Here is a 21,246-nt window from a genome sequence, read left to right on the forward strand (position 1 = left end):
TGATCCATAGCGTCAAAACCCATGAGGAACAGGGAGAACGTCACTGGAATAGCGGCCCGCGCCGCTGTCTGGAGTGCGCGGCACCGCGCTCTGGCGATCCTCGGATGGATCGCCTTCGTCGTCGGCGTCACCATCCTGAGTGGACAGATCGGCACCCGCGAGGCCGGCTCCGCCGACATGGGGCACGGCGAGTCCGGCCGGGCGGACCGGATCGTCGAGCAGGCCGGCTTCCCCGTACGCCCCGCCGGCGAGATGGTCCTCGTCCAGGGAGCGGGTCGCGAAGCGGCGGTCGCCGACGTGACGCGGACGCTGAAGGCGCGGCCGGAGGTCGACGGGGTCGCCGATGCGCTCACCTCCGAGGACGGCGGGTCGACGCTCGTGCCGTTCACGATCAAGGGTGACCCGGAGACCGCGAAGGACCGCGTGCAGCCGGTGCTGGACGCCGTCGCCGGGGTGCAGGCGAGGCATCCGGGTCTCTACGTCGCCGAGGCGGGCGACGCGAGCGGCGACAAGCTCATCGGCGACGCCCTGGACGAGGGCCTGACGCGGTTGTCGCTGCTGTCCATCCCGATCACGCTCGGCATCCTGCTGGTGGCCTTCGGCGCGGTCGTCGCCGCGCTGCTGCCGGTCGGGCTCGCCGTCACCGCCGTCGTCGCCGCCATCGGCTTGCTCGCGGGGGCGAGCCGGCTGGCGCCCACGACGGACTCGACGATGCACGTCATGCTGCTGGTCGGCCTCGCGGTGGGCGTCGACTACTGCCTGTTCTACATCCGCCGGGAGCGCGACGAGCGGCGCAAGGGCGCCGATCCGCACCGGGCGCTCGTCGTCGCCGCGCAGACTTCGGGACGCTCGATCTGGGTGTCGGGCCTGACGGTGATCGTGGCGATGGCCGGGATGTTCTTCACGTACGACGCAACGTTCACCAGCTTCGCGGTGGGCACGATCCTCGTCGTCTCGACCGCGGTGCTGGGCTCGCTGACAGTGCTGCCCGCGTTGCTGTCGGCGCTGGGCGACCGGGTCGACGCCGTGCGGATCCCGGGGCTCCACCGGCGGCGCACCGACGGGCGGGTGTGGAACGCCGTGCTGCGGATCGTGCTGGCCAAGCCGCTGCTCTCCGCGGTGGTCGCGGTCGCGGCGCTGGCCACGCTGGCCGCGCCGATGGTGGACCTGCGGACGAAGGGCGAGGGGCTGGAGGACCTGTCGACGAACGTGCCGATCGTGCAGGCGTACACCAGGATCAACGCGGCCTTCCCGGCCGAGACCTCGCCGGCCGAGGTGGTCGTGCAGGCGCCGACCGTGCGCGGCGCGGTGTTCGGCGCCCGGCTGGCCGAGTTCAAGCGGGCGGCCGCGGCGACGGGACGCCTGCGGGAGCCGGTCGAGGTGCGGGTCAACCCCGCCGGGACGGTCGCGGTGGTGTCGGTGGGCCTGGCCGGCACGGGCAACGACCGTACGTCGGAAGCGGCGCTGCGGACGCTACGGGAGAGCGTCGTGCCGCAGACGTTCGGGAAGCTGGCGGGCGCGACGGTGGCGGTGACCGGTGACACGGCCGGCAACGTCGACTTCAACGAGCGGCTGGACGCCTCGATGCCGTGGGTGTTCGGCTTCGTGCTGGGGCTGGCGTTCCTGCTGCTGCTGGTCTCGTTCCGCTCGGTCGTGGTGGCGGCCACGGGGGTGGTGCTGAACCTGCTGTCGGTCGCCGCGGCGTACGGCATGCTCGTCTGGGTCTTCCAGTACGGCCACTTCGAGTCGCAGCTGGACTTCACCGCGACCGGCGGGATCACGAACTGGATGCCGCTGTTCCTGTTCATCATCCTGTTCGGGCTGTCGATGGACTACCACGTGTTCGTGCTGAGCCGCATCCGCGAGGGGCACGACCGCGGCCTGCCGACGCGGGAGGCGGTGGCCCGCGGGATCGGCGGCACGGCCGGGGTGATCACCAGCGCGGCCGTGGTGATGGTGGCGGTGTTCGCGCTGTTCGCCACGCTGCCGCTGGTCTCGACGAAGGAGCTGGGCGTGGGGCTGGCCGCCGCGGTCCTGCTCGACGCCACGATCATCCGGGCGGTGCTGCTGCCGGCGGTGATGGCGCTGCTCGGCGAGCGGAACTGGTGGCTGCCGCGCTGGCTCGGGTGGCTGCCGACGGTCGCCCACGAACTCCCGGCGGCGCCGGAAACGCAGGAGGACCGGGAGCTGGTCTCCGTCGCCTGACGCCGGACAGCACAGGGCGACCGCCGCGGCGGTCGCCCTGTCGTCGGTGCCGTGCTCAGCTCTTGAACGCGTCCTTGATGTTCTCGCCGGCCTGCTTGAGCTTCGAGGAGCTCTGGTCGGTCTTGCCCTCGGCCTCGAGCTTCTCGTCGTCCGTCGCCCGGCCGACGCCCTCCTTGACCTTGCCGCCGAGCTCCTCGGCCTTGTTGTCGATCTTGTCGTCGGTGCCCATGCGAACCTCCAAGGGAAGCGTGCGTACGCACCTTCTCCTACCCGCGACCGGCCACCGGCAACCCTGGAAGGGCCGGCGTGAGCGAACCGCCCGCCGCGAGCAGCTCGCCGAGCATCTCCGGCGGCATCGGCCGCGCGAAGTGGTAGCCCTGCGCCGCGATGTACCCGAGCGCCAGCAGCTGCTCCGCCTGGTCGGCCGTCTCCACGCCCTCGGCCACCGCGTGCAGCCCGAGGGCCTGGGCGAGGTGGATCACCGCCGCCGAGACCGGCACCCGGTCGTCGATCTCCGACTGGGTGAACGAGCGGTCCAGCTTGATCTCGTCGATCGGGCAGTCGTGCAGCAGGGTGAGCGTCGAGTGGCCGGTGCCGAAGTCGTCGAGCGAGATGCGCACGCCCAGCGCCCGCAACCGGTGCAGGGTGACCACCGGCTGGCCGCCCTCGAGCGCCATCGTCTCGGTGATCTCCAGGACGACGCGGTCGGCGGGCAGGCCGTATTCGGCGAGCAGGGCCGCCACCTCGTCGGCGAAGCCGGGTTCGCGCAGGTCACGCGCCGACACGTTGACGTTGAGGACGCCGGGGGCCGCGTCGCCGTGCTCGGCCATCCACCGGGCGAGCTGGGCGAACGCCGTCCGCATGACCCACCGGCCCAGCGGCACGATCAGCCCGGTGCGCTCGGCGACCGGGATGAACGAGTCGGGGGCCAGCGCGCCGCGGAGCGGGTGCGCCCAGCGGACCAGCGCCTCCGCGCCCATGATCCGGCCGTCGTCGAGCGCCACGATGGGCTGGTACAGCAGGAACAGCTGATCGTCTGCGATGGCCTCGCGCAGCTCGGCGCCGAGGTGCGCGTGGTCCGCGCCCGCGGTCGCCATCGTGGGGACGTAGTGCAGGTACGCCGTCCCGGTCAGCTTCTTGGCGGCGTACATGGCGACGTCGGCGCGGCGCAGCAGCACGGACTGGTCGTCGCCGGTGTGCCCGTCGGCGATCCCGATGCTCGCTCGGATCGGCAGCTCGTGGCCGCCGGCGTGGACGGGCTCGTGCAGCGCCTGCACCATGCGGTCGGCGGCGAGGTCAGCGGCGTGCGGGTCGGCGTCGTCGAGGACCACCACGAACTCGTCGCCGCCCAGCCGCGCGACCGTGTCGCCGGCCCGTACGCACGCCGCCAGCCGCTGTGCCACCTCGGTCAGCAGCAGATCGCCGACCTCGTGCCCGAGGGTGTCGTTGACCTCCTTGAAGTCGTCCAGGTCGATGAGCGCCACGGCCACCGGCCGGTCCCCGGGCGCGGTCAGCGCCTTGTGCAGCCGCGTCTGGAACAGCGCCCGGTTCGCCAGCCCGGTCAGGGCGTCGTGGGTGGCGCTGTGGTCGAGGCGGGCCAGCAGCCGGCTGTTGTCGCGGAACGCGATGAGCTGGCGGAGGACGACGAGCGCCGTCAGCAGCACCGCGGAGCCGACCACCACCCCTGTGTCCGAGCTGTGCGTCCAGGTGACCCACACGAGCAGCCCGTCGACGCCGGCGACCGCCGCGTACGGCAGCAGGCTGAACGACCGCCGCCGGGGCTCGACCGTGCCGCGGGTCCGGCGGGTGGCCGCGCTGCGTTGCCGGGCGGCGGCGATCGCGGCGATCCAGTAGATCAGCGGGGTGCTGACCATGTCGGGGAACAGATTGACGTCGACGGCCTCGAAGGTGGGCCGGGACATCGGCGCCACGGACCCCACGAACATCGCGACGCCCAGCAGCCGTAGCGCCGAGTTGGCGATGTACGTATGGCTGGAGGCCACGAACTTCGCCACGGCGAACACGGCGAGCATCGCGATGACGGTCACCATCAGCGACAGGTAGACACGGGTGCCGTCGTTCTGCCGCAGCGCCGGCTGGGTGCTGAAGTGCCAGAGGAACACCGCCGCCGCGAGCATCACGGTGGCCGCGTCCAGCACCACGCGTACCAGTTCTCCCGGCGACTGGCGGTCCAGGGGGAGGCGGAACAGGGCGTACATGATGATCAGCACGCCGAGCCCGCACGTGCCCAGCATGACCGCCCCGGTCTGCCCGCCGCGCGGCTCGGCCTCGGCGAGCACGTCGACGGCTTGGGACGAGATGCCCACCCAGATGAACACCAGGGCGGCGGCCACGTGCCGCCAGAACCGCCGGGTGGGCAGCGGCAGGGTCTCCGTGCGGGCCGTGCGGACCAGCTCGACGAAGAGGATGACCCCGCCGACGACGCTCGGCAGCCAGAGCAGCACGCGCGGGCCCACCGGGTGCACGAAGTACACGAGGAACCAGGCCGCCGCGAGACCCGCGCAGGCGCCGGATGCGCGCAACAGGCGATCGGTCGTCACGTGCACCCCTTCAAGCGGTCAGGTCCGGTACCGCACAGATCGGTCGCCGGAGGGCCCGCGTGAGGAATTGCGGCTCGCCTCGCCCCGGACGTGTCCCGGCCAACCCCGGTTTCGCCGTTCGTCACCTTGGCCGTCGAGCGTGATGGGCATGAATGCCGTGCTGCTGTCGGTGATCGTCCCGGTGTACGGGGTCGAGGGCTACCTCTACCAGTGCCTGGAGTCGATCCGCGCCGGGCTGACCGCCGAGGAGTCGGCCTCCGTCGAGGTCATCGCGGTCGACGACGCCTCGCCGGACGGCTGCGGGGACATGCTGGACGCGTACGCGGCCCGCCACGGCGACCTGCGCGTCGTGCACCTGAGCAGCAACGTCGGCCTGGGGCCGGCCCGCAACGCCGGCCTGGCCGAGGCGACCGGCGAGTACGTCTGGTTCGTCGACAGCGACGACTGGCTGCCGGCCGGCTCGGTCCGGGCGGTGCTGGAGCGGCTGCGCGCCGAGCGCCCCGACGTGCTGCTCGTCGACCACCTGCGGGTGTACGAGAACGGCCGGCTGGAGCCCGACGCGAGCAGCTCCGCGCTCAAGGACCCCCGGCTGCCCAGCCTGATCAAGGTGCAGCACACCGCGTGGAACCGGATCGTGCGCCGCGGGCTGCTGGCCGAGCTGGATCTGCGCTTCCTCCCCGGCTGGTACGAGGACGTCCCGTTCAGCAACCCGGTGCTCATCGGCGCGCGGACCGTCGCCGTGCTCGACCGGGTCTGCTACCACTACCGCATCGGCCGGCTCGGGGCGATCACCGCTACCCGCAGTGAACGCCACTTCGAGGCCTTCGACCAGTACGACCGCATGCTCGCCTGGGTGGACGCCCGGAACCCCGAGCCGTGGCTGCGTAACCAGCTGTTCACCTTGATGGTGAACCACCTGCTGGTCGTGGCCGGCAACGACGGGCGCCTGGAGCCGGGCGCGCGGCGGGCGTTCTTCAAGCGGCTGGCCGCGCACCACCGCCGCCACCTGCCCGCGGGCCACCCCGGGGACGCGGGGATCAAGCACCGCCTGGTGCGCCTGGACAACTACCCGCTGTACGCCGTGCTCCGGCAGGCGTACCGGATGACCCGGCGCGACCCCGAGCTGTCACCTGTGGTTTCCCCGGCCCTCGCCTCCACGCCACAGCGGGCTCAAGCAGCCTCCCTACGGTGACGCGGTGCTGCGAGCTGCCGTCGATGCCGACCGGGACACCGTCCTCACCTGGCGTAACCACCCGGACGTCCGCGCGGTCAGCCTGACCACGCACGTCATCACGCACCAGGAGCACGCGAAGTGGTGGGACGCCGCGCTCGCGGACCCCCGGCGGCACATCCTGATCTTCGACGACAAGGGCGTCGTCATCTTCGACCTGCGCGAGGACCCGCCGAGCTGGAGCTTCTACCTGGACGTCGCCGGGCTCGGCAAGGACCTCCTGCCGACCTGGATGCGCCTGGAGCAGGCCGCGGTCCGGTACGCGTTCGGCGAGCTGGGCCTGACCCGGCTGGGCGGCGAGACGCTGGCCACCAACAAGCAGGTGATCGCCCTGCACCGGCGCTTCGGGTTCGTCGAGACCCGGCGTTACGAACGGCTGATCGACGGCACGCCGCAGACCGTGGTGTGGACCGAGAGGGGAACTGAGCAGTGATCGTCGACGACGTGGAGATCGGCGCCGGGCGGCGGCCGTACATCGTGGCCGAGATGTCGGGCAACCACAACGGCTCGCTCGACCGCGCGCTGGCGCTGGTGGACGCGGCGGCCGAGGCCGGGGCCCACGCCATCAAGATCCAGACGTACACGGCCGACACCATGACCGTGGACGTCAAGCACCCGCGCTTCCAGATCTCCAAGGGTCACGAGCTGTGGGGCGACGAGTACCTCTACCAGCTGTACGAGCGCGCGCACACGCCCTGGGAGTGGCACGACGCGATCTTCGACCGGGCCCGGGAGCGCGGGCTGACCCCGTTCTCCAGCCCGTTCGACCGCACCGCGGTGGAGCTGCTCGAGAAGCTCGACGCCCCGATGTACAAGATCGCGTCGTCGGAGATCACCGACCTGCCGCTGATCCGGCTCTGCGCGAGCACCGGCAAGCCGTTGATCATCTCCACCGGCATGGCGAGTGTGCAGGAGATCGCCGCCGCGGTGGACGCCGCCCGCGGCGCCGGCTGCCGGGACATCGTCGTGCTCTCCTGCACCGCGTCGTACCCGGCCCCGCCCGAGCACACCAACCTGCGGCGCATCCCCGTGCTCGCCGAGACGTTCCGGGTGCCGATCGGGCTCAGCGACCACACGCTCGGCATCGGCGTACCGGTGGCCAGCGTGGCGTTCGGCGCGTGCCTGATCGAGAAGCACGTCACGCTGGACCGCGGCGACGGCGGCGTGGACTCGGCCTTCTCGCTGGAGCCGCAGGAGCTGGCCGCGCTGGTCGTCGAGTCCGAACGGGCCTGGCAGGCGCTGGGCACGACCGCCATCGGCCCCACCGAGGCGGAGAAGGAGGGGCTGCGGTTCCGCCGCTCCCTGTACGTGGTGACCGACGTCCGCGCGGGCGACCCGGTGACCGAGGAGAACGTCCGCTCCATCCGCCCGACCGGCGGCCTGGCCCCCGACGCCATCGGCCTGGTGCTCGGGCGCACCTTCCAGCGGGACGCGGCCAAGGGCACGCCGCTGTCCTGGGACCTGATCTGAGAGGCACGGAACAAGACGGTGTGGCTGAACGCGAACAGCAAGGAGCTCCAGTGGTTCCTGGAGTCGGCGGCGGTCTACTGGGAGAAGAACCTCCCGCACCCCGCTGACGACGCGGTCGTCGTGGTGGAGGCCTTCCACCAGGACATCCGCGTGAACCTGCGCAACCTGGCGTTCGCCAACGCCATCCGCAAGCTGCACCCGGCGCGGATGGTGGTGCTCACCGGCGTCGAGGACGCCTGGATGCGCACGCTGTGGAAGGGCTTCGACGTCGGGGTGGTCCGCAAGGTGTCCGAGGCGTTCGCCGCCTCCGAGGTCATCGACGTGTGGGACCGGGTCCGGCAGTCGGCCACGCCGGCCCGGGCGGACGAGACGATCCTGGCCTACACCGACGCCACGTACTGCCGGCTGGCCAAGGTGCCGCGGCTGCCCGACGGCTACCAGGCGCGGCCGGACTACAAGCTGCGGCACACGTACGCGACCCGGCTCGCCGACTTCTACGAGGAGCTGATGCGGCGCAACGTCGTCGCGCTGGTCACCAGCCACGTCGACTACGACCAGTGGGGGCTGGCCGTCGAGTCGGCCCGGCGCGCGCGGATCCCGATCATCCACACCCAGCAGACCGGCTGCCTCAAGGCGTACGGCCTCTACCCGGAGACCGACACCGGCACCGGCACGTTCCGCGAGGAGCTCACCCGGCAGATCGGCGACGTCTTCGAGACGCAGATCTGGCCCCGGAACGACAAGCTCCGGCCCAGCGCCGAGCTGGTCGCCTGGCGGGCCAAGGTCAACCTCGGCCGGCCGAGCTGGTGGCGCGGCGGCGTCACCGCGTCCGTCGACCTCAACAACCCGGCCGAGCGGGCGCGGCTGCGCACCCACGTCGTCGACCGGCTGGGCTTCGACCCGGCCCGGCCCGTGGTCACGGTCTTCAATCACGCGGTGTCGGACGCGCTCGGCACCAACCGCGAGCTGTTCCCGAGCCTCGCGGACTGGTTCGCCGACACGGCCGCGCACGCGGCCGAGAACACCGACGCGCAGTGGCTCTTCCTGGACCACCCCAGCCAGGCCCTCTACGACTCGACCGGCTTCTTCGACTCGGTCGCCGCGACGTACAAGCGCGTCAAGCACATGGCGTTCCGGCCGAGCGCCACGCTGAGCAAGAACGCGCTGTGGAGCCTCACCGACCTCGGCGTCACCGTCCGGGGCAGCGTCAGCAACGAGCTGCCGGCGTACGGCATCCCGGTCATCCAGGCCGGCTGGTCGGAGTGGAGCTCGTGCGGGCTGTCCACGGTCGTCGAGGACCAGGACGCGTACTGGAAGACCCTCGAGCAGAGCATCGCCGCGATCCGCGACGGCGTCGACCTGGTGAGCGAGGAGCAGGTACGGCGGGCCCGGCTGTGGCTGTGGCTCTACCGCAGCGGCACCGACGTGGTCACCCCGCTCGTGCCGCAGTGGGAGGTCTGGCCGGCCGACACGCTGCTCAAGACCATGCGGGCGACCTTCCGGCACATCGAGGCCGACGCCGACCCGCTCTTCGCGTCGGTCGAGCGCATGTGGTCGCGCAGGGAGCCGATGCTGACCCGCACCGACTTCCGGACCCTCGGGACCGGCGCATGATCGGCGCCTGGTTCGGCACCGACTACGACGAGCCGCAGCACGTCATCGAGGGTCTGCCGATCGAGGTCACCAGCGGTCACGACCCGGGCCTGGGCATCGTCGACCAGGTGGTGCGCGGGCAGGGCATCGTCGGCCGGGTGACCGGCGACCACGGCGCGGTCGGGCTCAAGGTCAGCAGCCCCGGCGCGGCCACCCGGGTCGCCGTGCAGATCCACCTCGACGAGGTCGGTACCCGCTGGTGGTCCGACCGGGTGCGGCCGTCGCGGCTCGCCCCCGAGCTGCCCCGGGTCGTGCTGCTGCGCGCGCAGGGCCGGCTGCGCGGCGCGGCCGTGCTGGCCCGGCGGCAGGGACTGCGGCGCGCGGGCGGCGCGAAACTCACGCTCGAGTTCGACCTGACCGCGGCCGAGCTCGAAGGCGACGGCCTGCTGATGGTCGAGCTCGCCGAACCCCCGCGACCCGCGTGGGCCGACGGCCGCTATTCCGCGCGTTCCGCGCTCGGCGTGCGGATAGACAAGATTTCGGTACGGGCACAGCAATCCACAACCGCAGCACCGGCCGACACCCCGTCCACGGGCTGCGACCTCGCCGTCGTGCCCCTCGACGCGTCCGAGCGGTTCCGCCTCGACCTGACCCCGGTGACACCCGCACCGCCGCTGCCCCGGTCCCCGTCGAACAGGTGGACCCGCCGCAAGCCCGCGCGCGCCGGTTTCAAGGTGCTCCGGGCCGCCCGCCGCGCCGGGACGCGGGTGGTGGCCGAGGTGCACAAGTCCCGCCCCGACGTCCGCGGCGGGGTGCTGGCCGTCGACCTGCTGACCGGCGTACCCGTGGGGCTGGAGGTCGTGGGCCGCGATGCCGGCGGCCTTGAGCTGCGCCGCACCGGCCCGGCCGAGGGGCCGGTCCTGGTCGGCCTGGACCCGGCCGACCGGGGGCTGTCCTGCCGCGTCGTGGCGCCGCGCCGATGATCCACCGACCGGTGCTCGGCGCCGACCCGGGCCGCAACCGCCGCCGGCTGCAGGAGGTGCTGGACACGGTTCCGGCCGGAAAGCTGGAGTTGCCGCCCGGCACGCACGTCGTCGCCGACGGCCTGCGCGTTCCCGCCGGCTGGACCGTGCGCGGTTCGGAGGTGGCGGGCGCCAACGGCGGTCCCCCCGGCACCTGGCTGGAGTCGACCGGCAGCACCGGCCACCCGGTGCTGCACATCGTGGGCTCCGACGTGTCCGTGAGCGACCTGGGCCTGCGCCCGCCGCCGGCCGACCCGGGTGAGCACGGCGGCGACCGCGGCACGGCGATCACCGTCGGCGACTACCTCTACCCGGCGACTCCGGAGTGGATCGGCGGCGTGGACATCCGGCGCGTGCACGTCGAGCGTGCCGGGGAGAAGCACGCCAACTGCATCGCGCTCATGGGCGCCGTACGCGACATCTCCGTGCACGACGTGACGATCCGCGGTGGCTACACCGGCGTCGCAGTGCACTGGGGCGCCGTGGGTGCGGACGTGTCCACGATCGAGGGTCCGACGTACCACCCGCACCGGCTCACCGTCACCGACCTGCGGGTCAGCGACGCGATCGAGGGCTTTTACCTCAGCTCGGTGCACGACGTACGGGTCGAGGGCGCCTGCCTGCGCGACGTGGAGATGGGCTTCCGCCTCCTCCCGGGCGACAACACCGACCGTTTCGTGACGTCGGACGCGGTCGGCGCGGCCATCGACATCTCCGGCGTCTGCGTGCGCTGGCGTGGCCCCAGGTACGCGGTCCGCGTCGCGGGCTGGGGCCGCAGCGAGGTGGATGGCCTGGTCAGCGTCCTGCGCTACCGCGACACCACCATCCGCGACTGCACCCTGCGCGGGACCGGCACCGGCGACTCGTGGTCGCCGGTCGTCGTGGAGCGGGCCGAGGGTGTGACATTGCGCGACATCGTCACCGCATCGGATCACTCCACAGAGCCGGGTGCCTGCTGTAGGGTCGCTGCCAAACCGTCGGTGTAATTGACGCTCCTGAAATTTTTCATGGGTTTCCGCCCGGCGGGCGCAGAACGAGGCCGGGGGTGAACGCCGCCACGTCCACCCCCGGCCTCCCGCACCCCCGCCGGATCAGCCGACGTCCACCAGCTCCCGGGCCTGCTCGGTGCGCGGCGTGACGACCGTGCCCGGCGCGGCGTGCCGGCCGCGTCCCCGCAGCAGGCGCGGGGTCCACCAGTTCGCGTCGCCCAGCAGCGTCATCAGCGCCGGCAGCACGACCGCGCGGATCAGCGTGGCGTCCAGCAGGATCGCGGCCGCCAGGCCCACCCCCAGCTGCTTCATGTCGATCGTGGACAGTGTCGCGAAGATCGAGAAGACCGCGACCATCACGATGGCGGCGCTGGTGACCACCCCTGCCGAGCCGGTGATGCCCTCGGCCACGGCCTCGCGGTTCGGTACGCCGCGCAGCACCGCCTCGCGGATCCGGCTCACCACGAACACGTGATAGTCCATCGACAGGCCGAACAGGACGACGAACAGGAACAGCGGCAGCCAGGTGACGATGGCGCCCATCGACGTGAAGCCCAGCGCGCCCTCCGCCCAGGTGTTCTGGAAGACCAGCACGAGCAGGCCGTACGCCGCACCCGCCGAGAGCAGGTTCAGCAGGATCGAGGTGAGCGCCACGACCACCGAACGGAACGTCCATGCCATCACCAGGAACGTCAGCAGCAGCACGAACCCGACGACGATCGGGAGCTTGTGCCAGATGTGCGTGGCGTAGTCCTCGCTGTCGGCCACGCCGCCGCCGACCGCGTACGAGGCGCCGCTGAGCCCGCCCAGCGCGGCCGGCACCAGGTCCGCACGCAGCCGGTGCAGCGACTGCACCGCCTCGTCGCTGCGGGACGTGAACGGGGTGGCCAGCGACAGCACGGTGACCCGCCGGTCCGGGGAGACCTCGATGTCCGGCCCGGTCTGCTCGGCGGCGGCGAACAGCCGGTCGCCCTCGGTGCTCTCGGCCAGCCGGGTCAGCGCCGCCTTGACCGCGGGCGCCCGGTCGGCCGGGGCCTGCACGGCCACGACGTGGGTGGTGCCGTTGCTCGGGTACGCGGCCGTCAGCCGGTCGTACGCCTGCATGGCCGGGGTGGTGCGGGGCAGGTCCTCCGTACCCGGGAACTTGAGCTGCATCCCCAGCGCGGGCGCCGCGAGGGCGAGCAGCAGGCCGACGCTGACCAGCAGGGTCGGCAGCGGCCGGCGCAGCGCCGGGCGCAGCACGACCGACCAGAAGCGGCTGGGCTGCACCTGACCGTCCGCGGTGGTACGCCGCGCGGCCAGGCGCCACAGCAGCGGCACCCGCGGCCGGTCCACCCAGCGGCCCAGCTTGGCGAGCACGGCCGGTAGCACGGTCAGCGAGCCGATCACCGCGACGGCGACCACGAGGATCGAGCCGACCGCCAGCGAGGAGAAGATGGCGTCGTTGGCCAGGAACAGCCCCGCCATGGCGATGACGACCGCCGTGCCGGAGACCACCACGGCGTGCCCGGACGTCTCGGCGGCGAGCTCGACGGCGTCGACGTGGCCGCGCCCCCGGGCCCGTTCCTCCCGCTCCCGGCGTACGTAGAACAGCGAGTAGTCGATCCCCACCGCCATGCCGATGAGCAGGATGACGCTGGAGGTGGAGTCGTTGGCCGGGATCAGATGCGACGCCACGGTGGACAAGCCGATCGCGGCGGCCACCGAGGACAGCGCCAGCAGCACCGGGATGCCGGCGGCGATGAGCGCGCCGAACGCGATGACGAGGATCGCCAGCGTCACCGGCAGGCTCAGCAGCTCCGCCCGCTGGAAGTCCTTGCCCAGCGTGTCGTCGAGCGCCTTGTTGATCGACGGGCCGCCGACCTCCTCGACGCGCAGCGCGGGGTACTGCGACTGCACCTGGGCGGTCGCCGCGCGCAGCGGCTCCACCCGGTCGGACGCGGTCTCCGGGTCGCCGCCCATGGTGATCGGCACCAGCAGCGCCGAGCCGTCGGTCGCCGGGATCGCCTCGCCGACCTTCGCCACCCCCGGCACGGTCCGCAGCCGGTCGGCCGCGGCCTTCGCGGCGTCCCCGGCCACCTTCTTGTCGAGGGCGCCCGACCTGGCGGTGATCAGGACGTTGTCGACGGCCGGCTCGTCCGCGAACCGGCCTTCCTCGATCATGACGCCGGCCCGTCCGGACTCGCCGACGGACATGTCCTTCGCGGTGGCCTCCTGCAGCCCCGCGGCATTGCCCCCGGCGAAGCAGACGGCCACGAACACCACCCACAACGCCACCGCTCGCCACGGATGCTCGGCGCTCCACCGCGCCAGCCGTACTGTGACCGGTCGCCCGCCCATCGCTGGATCCCCCCTGCTCGATGCTGTGTCGCACCTGAACCTAGGCAGGGCGGGAGCTGGGAACATCCGGGTCGGACCCGCGCTGCACCCCCAATCGGGCCGAGGGTCTTCTCAGGGCAACCCCTAGGCGCGGTCGCCGAAGAGCAGGTCGTCCATGGCCGTCTCGGTCAGGGGTTCCGCGAAGTAGTAGCCCTGCCCGAGCTCGCAGTTGCCGTCCGTCAGCTCGCTGAGCTGGCCGGCGTCCTCGATGCCCTCGGCGACGGTGGACAGGCTCAGGGCCTGGCCGAGCTGGATGATGCCGAGGGTGAGCGCCGCGGCGGCCGGTTCGTCGCCGACGTCGTCCACGAAGCTCTTGTCGATCTTGATGATGTCGACCGGGAACCGGCGCAGGTACGCCAGCGACGAGTAGCCGGTGCCGAAGTCGTCGATGGCGAGCCGGACCCCCAGCTCCTTGATCTGCTCGAGCTGGCGCAGCGTCGACGGGCGGTGGTCGACGAGCAGCGACTCGGTGAGCTCGACGACGAGGCAGCTCGCCGGCAGGCCGCTGTTCTCGAGCGCCGACGCGACCATCGCCGGCAGGTCGGGCTGGTCGAGCTGGACCGCGGACATGTTGACGCTGACGCTCAGCGGGCGGCGGTCGCCGCGGCGGGTGTTCCAGACGGCGACCTGGCGGCAGGCCTCGCGCAGCACCCATTCGCCGATGGGCACGATCATCCCGGTCTCCTCGGCGAGCGGGATGAAGTCGAGCGGCGGGATGATGCCGCGCTCGGGGTGCTGCCAGCGGACCAGCGCCTCCAGGCCGATGATCTCGCCGGTACGCAGGTGCACGATCGGCTGGTAGCGCAGCTGGAACTCGTGACGTACGACGGCGCGCCGCAGGTCCGCCTCGAGCTGCAGCCCGGCCTGGAAGGACACCTGCATCGCCGGCTCGAAGACCTCCACGCGGTCCTTGCCGTGCTTCTTGGCCTGGTACATGGCGAGGTCCGCCTGCACCATCAGCTCCTGCGCGTCCTCCACCCCGGCGGCCGGCTGGTACGCGACCCCGATGCTGCAGCTGACGAAGGTCTCCTTGCCGACCAGCTCGAACGGCTCGCGCAGGGCCTCGATGATCCGGTCGGCCACCGGTACGGCCTCGTCCACGCCGTGCGCCATCGGCAGCAGCACCGCGAACTCGTCGCCGCCCAGGCGCGCCGCGGTGTCGGCCGAGCGCAGGCAGGCGGTGATCCGTTCGGCCACCCCGACCAGCAGCTGGTCGCCGGCCGCGTGGCCGAGGGAGTCGTTGACCACCTTGAAACGGTCGAGGTCGACGAAGAGGACGGCGACCCCGGCGCGCGCCTCGGCCGCGGCGATGAAGGCCCGTTCGAGCCGGGTCATGAACAGCGCCCGGCTGGCGAGCCCGGTGAGCGAGTCGTGGAACGCCTGGTTCATCGCCTCGAGCGTCTGCGCGTCGGTCAGCGCGAGGCTCACGTGCTCGGCGAACGCGTGCAGGATGTCCTGCGCCGGCTTGTCCCACTCGCGCGGGGCGATGTACGTCCCCACGGTGAGGCAGCCCATGACGGTGCCGTTCTCGTGCACGGGCACCGCCATGACGGCCTTCATGTGCGAGCGCACGACCTCGGGGATCGCGATCGGGGAGTTCGCGTAGTCCTCGACCATGACGAGCTCGTCACCCATCACCGCGAGCCCCGCGACGCCGGCCGACGGCAGCGGCACCCGGTGCATGCGGGGCAGGATGTCGGGCGCGAAGCCGACGCTGGACACCATCGTGCCGACCGAGGGGTCGTCGCGTTCCAGCAGGTTGAGCGAGGCCATCTCGACGCCGAGCAGGTCCGCGGCGGAAGTGGTGATGGAGTCGAGGATGTGCTGCAGCGGCGCCCGGCGGGCGATGAGCCGCTGTACGCGGGTGAGGTGGTCGAAGAGCCGCTGCCGCTCGTGCAGCGTCTCCGCGAGCCGGCCGTTCTCCTCGGCCTGCAGGCGTTCGGCCGCCATGAGGTGCAGGGCCTGCAGGCTGAGTTCCAGGACGCGGGCCATGCCGCGCAGCAGGCACACCTCCTCGTCGGAGAAGGCGCCCTCGACCCGGCCGAGCACGAGCAGTCCGGCCGCCGGACCGTCGACGGGTGCGTACGCGACCTCGTACGAGGTCTCGCTGAGCTCGAGGCTGCTGCGGTGACCGGCGGCGATCTCCTGCAGCGCGGCGACGGGCACGTGCTCGGCGGGCAGCCCGACGGAGGCGACGACGCCGGAGTCGATGGTCAGCACGGCGATGTCCGCGCCGAGGGCGCGCGCGGCGCATTCCACGGCTGCGTACTGCGCCGCGGGTCCGTCCGGCCGGTCGGCCACCGCGGAGAGGAACGCCGTCAGTTGCCGGGTTGCGAGCATGCCCATGACCCCGTTTGTCGGTCCGGGGCCCGGGGAGCTGAGCGTTTTCCGTGACCGTTTTGGTCAAGCGGCACCGGCGCGGCGCCCGGAGAACCCGCCGAGAGCGGCTCTGAGGTCCATCTCACGCCCGAAACCACACACCGCGGGCTACCGAGCTCACACCGGCGGGCACGAAGCGGGCACCGTTTTCGACCATTCGGGCACCACCTTCGTCCGTTTTCGTCCGTTCGTGAGATGATATTGCGCGGACCCGGGCCACAGGTAAACGGTCAGAGACCCACCGAATCACCGTGGCTTGTGATGGGGACCACACGTTTCCCCGGTGTTACAAATGGTCCACGGCAGGAGCGCTCACCTGCCGATACCGGTGGCCGGAGGTGCGCATTGAATGCGGAGGAGCGGCAGCATCAGATCGTCGCCCTGGCGCGGCGGCAAGGTGAGGTCGACGTCGCGAAACTGTCCGCCGAACTGGCCGTCTCCGCGGAAACCATTCGTCGTGACCTGCGGCTGCTGGAAAAGCACGGACTGCTGCGGCGTACGCACGGCGGCGCCTATCCGGTCGAGACCGCGAAATTCGAGACCGATCTCGCCATCCGCACCACCCGCGGGGTCCCCGAGAAAAGGCGCATCGCCGCCGCGGCCGCCGGTCTGCTGGGCGACGCCGAGACCATCTTCATCGACGAGGGGTTCACGCCGCAGCTGATCGCCGAGGCGCTGCCCACCGACCGTCCGCTGACCGTCGTGACCGCCTCGCTCAACACCGCGGCCTGGCTGTCCACCAACACCCCGGTCACCGTGCTGCTGCTCGGCGGCCGGGTCCGCGGGCGCACGCTGGCCACGGTCGACCACTGGGCCAGCACGATGCTGGCGGGCTTCGTCATCGACCTCGCGTTCGTCGGCGCGAACGGCATCTCCCGGGAGGCCGGCCTGACCACCCCGGACCCGGCCGTCGCCGACGTGAAGGCGCAGGCGGTACGGGCCGCCCGCCGGCGCATTTTCGTCGGCCTGCACACGAAATTCGGCGTACGGACGTTCTGCCGTTTCGCCGAGGTATCCGATTTCGAATCACTGGTCACGGACACCGGTTTACCGGCGTCCGAGGCGCACCGCTATTCACGACTCGGTCCTCAGGTGATCCGGGTCTGACCTCGGTACAAAACGCAATCAGCGCTTGATCGGCGCGGCTCACGCATGTCTTAAAACGGAGGATCTGTCGTGCAGAAACCAGGTAAGAGACTCTCGATACTGATTGCGGGGGCGACCGCGGGAGCGCTGGCGCTCTCCGGCTGCTCCGGCGCCGGCTCGACCGGCGGTGGCGATTCCTCGGACAACACCATCACCGCGCTGATGGTCGGCAACCCGCAGATGGAGGACATCCAGAAGCTGACCGCCGACAACTTCACCAAGCAGACCGGCATCACGGTGAAGTTCACGATCCTCCCGGAGAACGAACTGCGCGACAAGGTGACGCAGGACGTCGCCAACCAGGGCGGGCAGTACGACGTCGCGACGGTGGGCGCGTACGAGGTCCCGATCTGGGCCAAGAACGGCTGGCTGCACGAGCTGTCGACGCAGGCCGGCGCCGACGCGAACTACGACTCCGCCGACCTGATCAAGCCGATGGTCCAGTCGCTGACCGGCGACGACGGCAAGATGTACGCGGCGCCCTTCTACGGCGAGTCGTCGTTCCTCATGTACAACAAGGAGATGTTCGAGGCCAAGGGCCTCAAGATGCCGGAGAAGCCGACCTGGGCCCAGGTCGCCGATTTCGCGAGCAAGCTGGACGACAAGAAGAACGGCGTGGCCGGCATCTGCCTGCGCGGCCTCCCGGGCTGGGGTGAGCTCTTCGCCCCGCTGACCACCGTGGTGAACACGTACGGCGGCACCTGGTTCGAGAAGGACTGGACGCCGAAGGTCAACGCCCCCGAGTTCAAGGAAGCCACGAACTTCTACGTCGACCTGATCAAGAAGTACGGCGAGTCCGGCGCCCCGCAGGCCGGCTTCACCGAGTGCCTGAACACCTTCGGCCAGGGCAAGGCCGCCATGTGGTACGACGCCACCTCGGCCGCCGGCACGCTCGAGGACCCGAAGGCCTCCAAGGTCGCCGGCAAGGTCGGCTACGCGTACGCCCCGGTGAACAAGACCGAGTACTCCGGCTGGCTGTGGACCTGGGCGTGGGCCATGCCCAAGACCACCAAGAAGGCCGACGCCGCCTGGAAGTTCATCTCCTGGGCCACCAGCAAGGACTACGAGCAGCTCGTCGGCAAGAACCTCGGCTGGTCCCGGGTGCCCTCCGGCAAGCGCACCTCGACGTACTCGATCCCGGAGTACAAGGAGTCGGCGAAGGCGTTCGCGGACGTGACCCTCGGCTCCATCGAGCACGCCAACCCGCAGAACCCGGGCGTGCAGCCGCGGCCGGCGCTGGGTGTGCAGTTCGTCGGCATCCCCGAGTTCGCCGACCTGGGCACCAAGGTGTCGCAGGAGGTCAGCGCCGCGATCGCCGGCAGCAGCACGGTCGACAAGGCCCTCACGGACGGTCAGAAGCTCGCCGAGGACGTGGCGAAGAACTACAAGTAGCGCTCACGGGGGCGCCGCCGTTCGCGCGGCGCCCCCGTGCCTACCGGAAGGCCGACCAATGACCGATGTCATCACTCGGACGGATCCGAAGCCGCAGGCCCCGGTCGCGCCCGCCAAGGGCGGGAGCGCCAAGGAGCGCTGGGTCCGCCGGGCGCCGCTGCTGCCCGCCCTGATCTTCGCCATCGTCGTGACCCAGGTGCCGTTCCTGGTCACCATCTATCTGTCCACCCTGGACTGGAACGCGCTGCGCCCGGGCGACCGCCCGTTCGTGGGCCTGGACAACTACGTCACCGTGCTGACCGACAGCCGGCTGCGGTCCGCGCTGCTCAACACGGTGCTGCTGACCGCCGGCGCGGTCATCTTCTCGATGATCCTCGGGCTGATGCTCGCGGTCCTGCTGGACCGAAAGTTCGTCGGCCGGTCGGTGGTCCGCACGCTGCTGATCACGCCGTTCCTGGTCATGCCGATCGCCGCCGCGCTGCTGTGGAAGCACGCGATCTACAACCCGGCGTACGGCCTCATCAACGGGCTCTTCGGCGGCTCCACCGACTGGATCTCGTCGTACCCGAAGGCGGCGGTCATCACCACGCTGGTGTGGCAGTGGACGCCGTTCATGATGCTGATCCTGCTCGCCGGGCTGCAGTCGCAGAGCGAGGAGGTGCTCGAGGCCGCCCGGGTCGACGGCGCGAACGCCTGGCAGATCTTCGTCCGGATGACGCTGCCGCACCTGCGCCAGTACCTCGAGCTGGGCGCGCTGCTCGGCTCGATCTACCTGGTCAACACGTTCGACGCGGTCTTCAGCATCACCCAGGGCGGGCCCGGGTCGGCGACCACGAACCTGCCGTACGAGATCTACCTGACGACGTTCCGCAAGTTCGAGTACGGCGAGGCCTCCGCCGCCGGCGTGATCGTGGTGATCCTGACGATCATCGTGGCGACGTTCGCCCTGCGCGTCATCTCGAGCCTGTTCCGGATGGAGGAGAGCCGATGACCACGCTCGCCGCGCCCGCGAGGCGCCGGCTGGCCAGCTCGGTCTGGGGGATCGTGGCCTGGATCGCGGGGATCGTCTTCGTGTTCCCGGTGATCTGGATGGTGCTGACCAGCTTCAAGCAGGAGCAGGCCGCCGCCAGCAACCCGCCGACGTGGGTGTTCACGCCGACGCTCGACCAGTACGCCACGGTCTTCGACCGCAACATCACGCCGTTCCTGCTGAACTCGCTCATGGCCAGTGTCTTCTCCACGCTGCTCGTGATCGTGCTGGCCACGCCGGCCGCGTACGCGTTGTCGCTGCGCCCGGTCGCGAAGTGGACCGACGTGCTGTTCTTCTTCATCTCCACCAAGATGATGCCGGCGGTCGCCGCGCTGTTGCCGGTGTATCTGCTGGTGAAGAACCTCGGCATGCTCGACAACATCTGGACGATGGTCATCCTGTACACGTCGATGAACCTGCCGCTCGCGGTCTGGATGATGCGCTCGTTCCTGCTGGAGGTGCCGCGCGAGGTGCTCGAGGCGGGCGAGGTGGACGGCGCCGGCCTGCTCACCTCGATCCGGAAGATCATCCTGCCGATCGTCTCGCCCGGCCTGGCGGCGACGGCGCTGATCTGCTTCATCTTCGCCTGGAACGAGTTCTTCCTCGCGGTGAACCTCACCGCGACGAACGCCGGCACCTCGCCGATCTTCCTGGTCGGCTTCATCTCCTCCGAGGGCCTGTTCCTCGCCCGGCTCTGCGCCGCGGCGACGCTGCTCTCGCTGCCGGTGCTCATCGCCGGCTGGCTGGCGCAGAACAAACTGGTCCGTGGTCTGTCGATGGGAGCGGTGAAGTGAAGGCAGCCGTGGTGGTCACGCCGGGCACGATCGAGATCCAGGACCTGCCGGACCCGGCGCCCGGCCCCACCGACGTGGTCGTCCGCCCGGCCGCGGTGGGGATCTGCGGCACCGACCTGCACATCATGGACGGCGAGTTCGCGCCGGCCTTCCCGATCGTCCCGGGGCACGAGTTCGCCGGGGAGATCGTGGCAGTGGGCGCGGAGGTCAGCGGGTACGCGGTCGGCGACCAGGTCGCGGTCGACCCGTCGCTGTACTGCGGGCACTGCTACTACTGCAAACGTGCCCGCGGCAACCAGTGCGAGAACTGGAACGCGATCGGCGTCTCCAAGAGCGGCGGGGCGGCCGAGTACGTCCTCGCCCCGATGGCGAACCTGTTCAAGCTGCCCGCCCACCTGTCGGCGAGGGACGCGGCGCTGATCGAGCCGCTGTCGTGCGCGGTCCGCGGTTTCGACGTGCTGCCGCGGAACATGGCCGACACGTTCCTCATCTACGGCTCGGGGACGATGGGCCTGATGATGCTGGAGCTGGCCAAGCGGGCCGGCGCGGCGTCGGTGTCCGTCGTGGACCTCAACCCGGCCCGGCTCGAGACGGCGAAGCGGCTGGGCTGCTCCGCCGCGGCCACCAGCGCCGACGAGTTCGACGCCCCGCGCGGGTGGGACGTGGTCATCGACTGCACGGGCGTGCCGGCCGCGATCAAGGACGGGTTCGGCCGGGTCGGTCGCGGCGGGACGTTCCTGCAGTTCGGGGTCTCCGCGTACGACGCCCGGGTGGAGATCGAGCCGTACGAGATCTACCGCCGCGAGATCACGATCACCGGGTCCATGGCCGTGCTGCACAGCTTCGACCGCGCCGGCGAGCTCATGGCGTCCGGGCTGCTCGATCCGGAGGTGTTCGTCAGCCACCGGTTCCCGCTGGCGTCGTACGCCGAGGCGCTGGAGCAGTTCCGGGCCGGCGTGGGCCGCAAGATCCTGATCGAGCCCTGAGTCGCGGACATCGGCCGGCCCGGGCGGGGGCCGGCCGGTGTTCGTGCCAATCCTCTCACTATTAGTTAT

General features: G+C 71.1%; 16 protein-coding genes. 12 read left to right on the top strand and 4 right to left on the bottom strand.

Annotated features, from left to right (window positions below; translation table 11 throughout):
* Positions 1–21 precede the first annotated feature (21 nt).
* Positions 22–2,205 (top strand): MMPL family transporter, encoded by a 2,184-nt coding sequence (locus AB0K03_RS10800; RefSeq protein ID WP_364682956.1) that lies wholly within the window; start codon positions 22–24, stop codon positions 2,203–2,205.
* A gap of 55 nt (positions 2,206–2,260) precedes the next feature.
* Here the strand turns inward: AB0K03_RS10800 and AB0K03_RS10805 are convergent, their stop codons facing one another.
* A complete protein-coding gene (locus AB0K03_RS10805; protein ID WP_364682958.1) occupies positions 2,261–2,434 on the bottom strand; it encodes a CsbD family protein in 174 nt (57 codons plus the stop codon).
* 37 nt (positions 2,435–2,471) lie between these two features.
* Entirely contained in the window at positions 2,472–4,766 is a 2,295-nt protein-coding gene (locus AB0K03_RS10810; protein WP_364682960.1) for an EAL domain-containing protein, read from the bottom strand.
* Between the two features lie 148 nt (positions 4,767–4,914).
* Between AB0K03_RS10810 and AB0K03_RS10815 the strand changes: the two genes are divergently transcribed.
* The 6 genes from AB0K03_RS10815 to AB0K03_RS10840 are packed head-to-tail and all read left to right on the top strand — an operon-like array spanning position 4,915 to position 11,068.
* Positions 4,915–5,958: a glycosyltransferase gene (locus AB0K03_RS10815; protein ID WP_364682961.1), complete on the top strand. Its 1,044-nt coding sequence runs from the start codon at positions 4,915–4,917 to the stop codon at positions 5,956–5,958.
* 4 nt (positions 5,959–5,962) lie between these two features.
* Positions 5,963–6,430: a GNAT family N-acetyltransferase gene (locus tag AB0K03_RS10820; RefSeq protein ID WP_364682963.1), complete on the top strand. Its 468-nt coding sequence runs from the start codon at positions 5,963–5,965 to the stop codon at positions 6,428–6,430.
* Positions 6,427–7,467, top strand: coding sequence for a pseudaminic acid synthase (gene pseI, locus AB0K03_RS10825; RefSeq protein WP_364682965.1), 1,041 nt, complete (start codon positions 6,427–6,429; stop codon positions 7,465–7,467). Before AB0K03_RS10820 ends, pseI begins: the two co-directional genes overlap by 4 nt.
* A gap of 18 nt (positions 7,468–7,485) precedes the next feature.
* Positions 7,486–9,081 carry a hypothetical protein gene (locus AB0K03_RS10830; RefSeq protein ID WP_364682967.1) on the top strand — a complete coding sequence of 532 codons (1,596 nt, stop codon included), beginning with the start codon at positions 7,486–7,488 and terminating at the stop codon, positions 9,079–9,081.
* Complete coding sequence (locus tag AB0K03_RS10835) at positions 9,078–10,043, top strand: hypothetical protein (protein ID WP_364682968.1); 966 nt, start codon at positions 9,078–9,080, stop codon at positions 10,041–10,043. The genes AB0K03_RS10830 and AB0K03_RS10835 overlap by 4 nt, the downstream gene beginning before the upstream one ends.
* Positions 10,040–11,068 carry a hypothetical protein gene (locus tag AB0K03_RS10840; protein ID WP_364682970.1) on the top strand — a complete coding sequence of 343 codons (1,029 nt, stop codon included), beginning with the start codon at positions 10,040–10,042 and terminating at the stop codon, positions 11,066–11,068. The genes AB0K03_RS10835 and AB0K03_RS10840 overlap by 4 nt, the downstream gene beginning before the upstream one ends.
* A gap of 105 nt (positions 11,069–11,173) precedes the next feature.
* Here the strand turns inward: AB0K03_RS10840 and AB0K03_RS10845 are convergent, their stop codons facing one another.
* Positions 11,174–13,411: an MMPL family transporter gene (locus AB0K03_RS10845; RefSeq protein WP_364682972.1), complete on the bottom strand. Its 2,238-nt coding sequence runs from the start codon at positions 13,409–13,411 to the stop codon at positions 11,174–11,176.
* A gap of 123 nt (positions 13,412–13,534) precedes the next feature.
* Positions 13,535–15,796 (bottom strand): EAL domain-containing protein, encoded by a 2,262-nt coding sequence (locus AB0K03_RS10850; protein ID WP_364682974.1) that lies wholly within the window; start codon positions 15,794–15,796, stop codon positions 13,535–13,537.
* 378 nt (positions 15,797–16,174) lie between these two features.
* On the opposite strand from AB0K03_RS10850, the gene AB0K03_RS10855 reads away from it, so the two are divergent.
* From AB0K03_RS10855 to AB0K03_RS10875, 5 genes are all read left to right on the top strand, one after another.
* Positions 16,175–16,936, top strand: coding sequence for a DeoR/GlpR family DNA-binding transcription regulator (locus tag AB0K03_RS10855; protein ID WP_364683075.1), 762 nt, complete (start codon positions 16,175–16,177; stop codon positions 16,934–16,936).
* A gap of 69 nt (positions 16,937–17,005) precedes the next feature.
* Positions 17,006–18,367: a sugar ABC transporter substrate-binding protein gene (locus tag AB0K03_RS10860; protein ID WP_364682976.1), complete on the top strand. Its 1,362-nt coding sequence runs from the start codon at positions 17,006–17,008 to the stop codon at positions 18,365–18,367.
* Positions 18,368–18,425: 58 nt separating this feature from the next.
* The gene (locus tag AB0K03_RS10865; RefSeq protein ID WP_364682978.1) at positions 18,426–19,358 is read left to right on the top strand and encodes a sugar ABC transporter permease; all 933 of its coding nucleotides are present in this window, start codon (positions 18,426–18,428) and stop codon (positions 19,356–19,358) included.
* Complete coding sequence (locus AB0K03_RS10870; RefSeq protein ID WP_364682980.1) at positions 19,355–20,191, top strand: carbohydrate ABC transporter permease; 837 nt, start codon at positions 19,355–19,357, stop codon at positions 20,189–20,191. Before AB0K03_RS10865 ends, AB0K03_RS10870 begins: the two co-directional genes overlap by 4 nt.
* Positions 20,188–21,177, top strand: a complete 990-nt coding sequence (locus tag AB0K03_RS10875; RefSeq protein WP_364682982.1) for a zinc-dependent alcohol dehydrogenase family protein — start codon at positions 20,188–20,190, stop codon at positions 21,175–21,177. The genes AB0K03_RS10870 and AB0K03_RS10875 overlap by 4 nt, the downstream gene beginning before the upstream one ends.
* The last annotated feature ends 69 nt before the right edge of the window (positions 21,178–21,246 follow it).

The sequence above is a fragment of the Actinoplanes sp. NPDC049316 genome (genome assembly GCF_040677315.1).
In the GTDB taxonomy this organism is placed as follows: Bacteria; Actinomycetota; Actinomycetes; order Mycobacteriales; family Micromonosporaceae; genus Actinoplanes.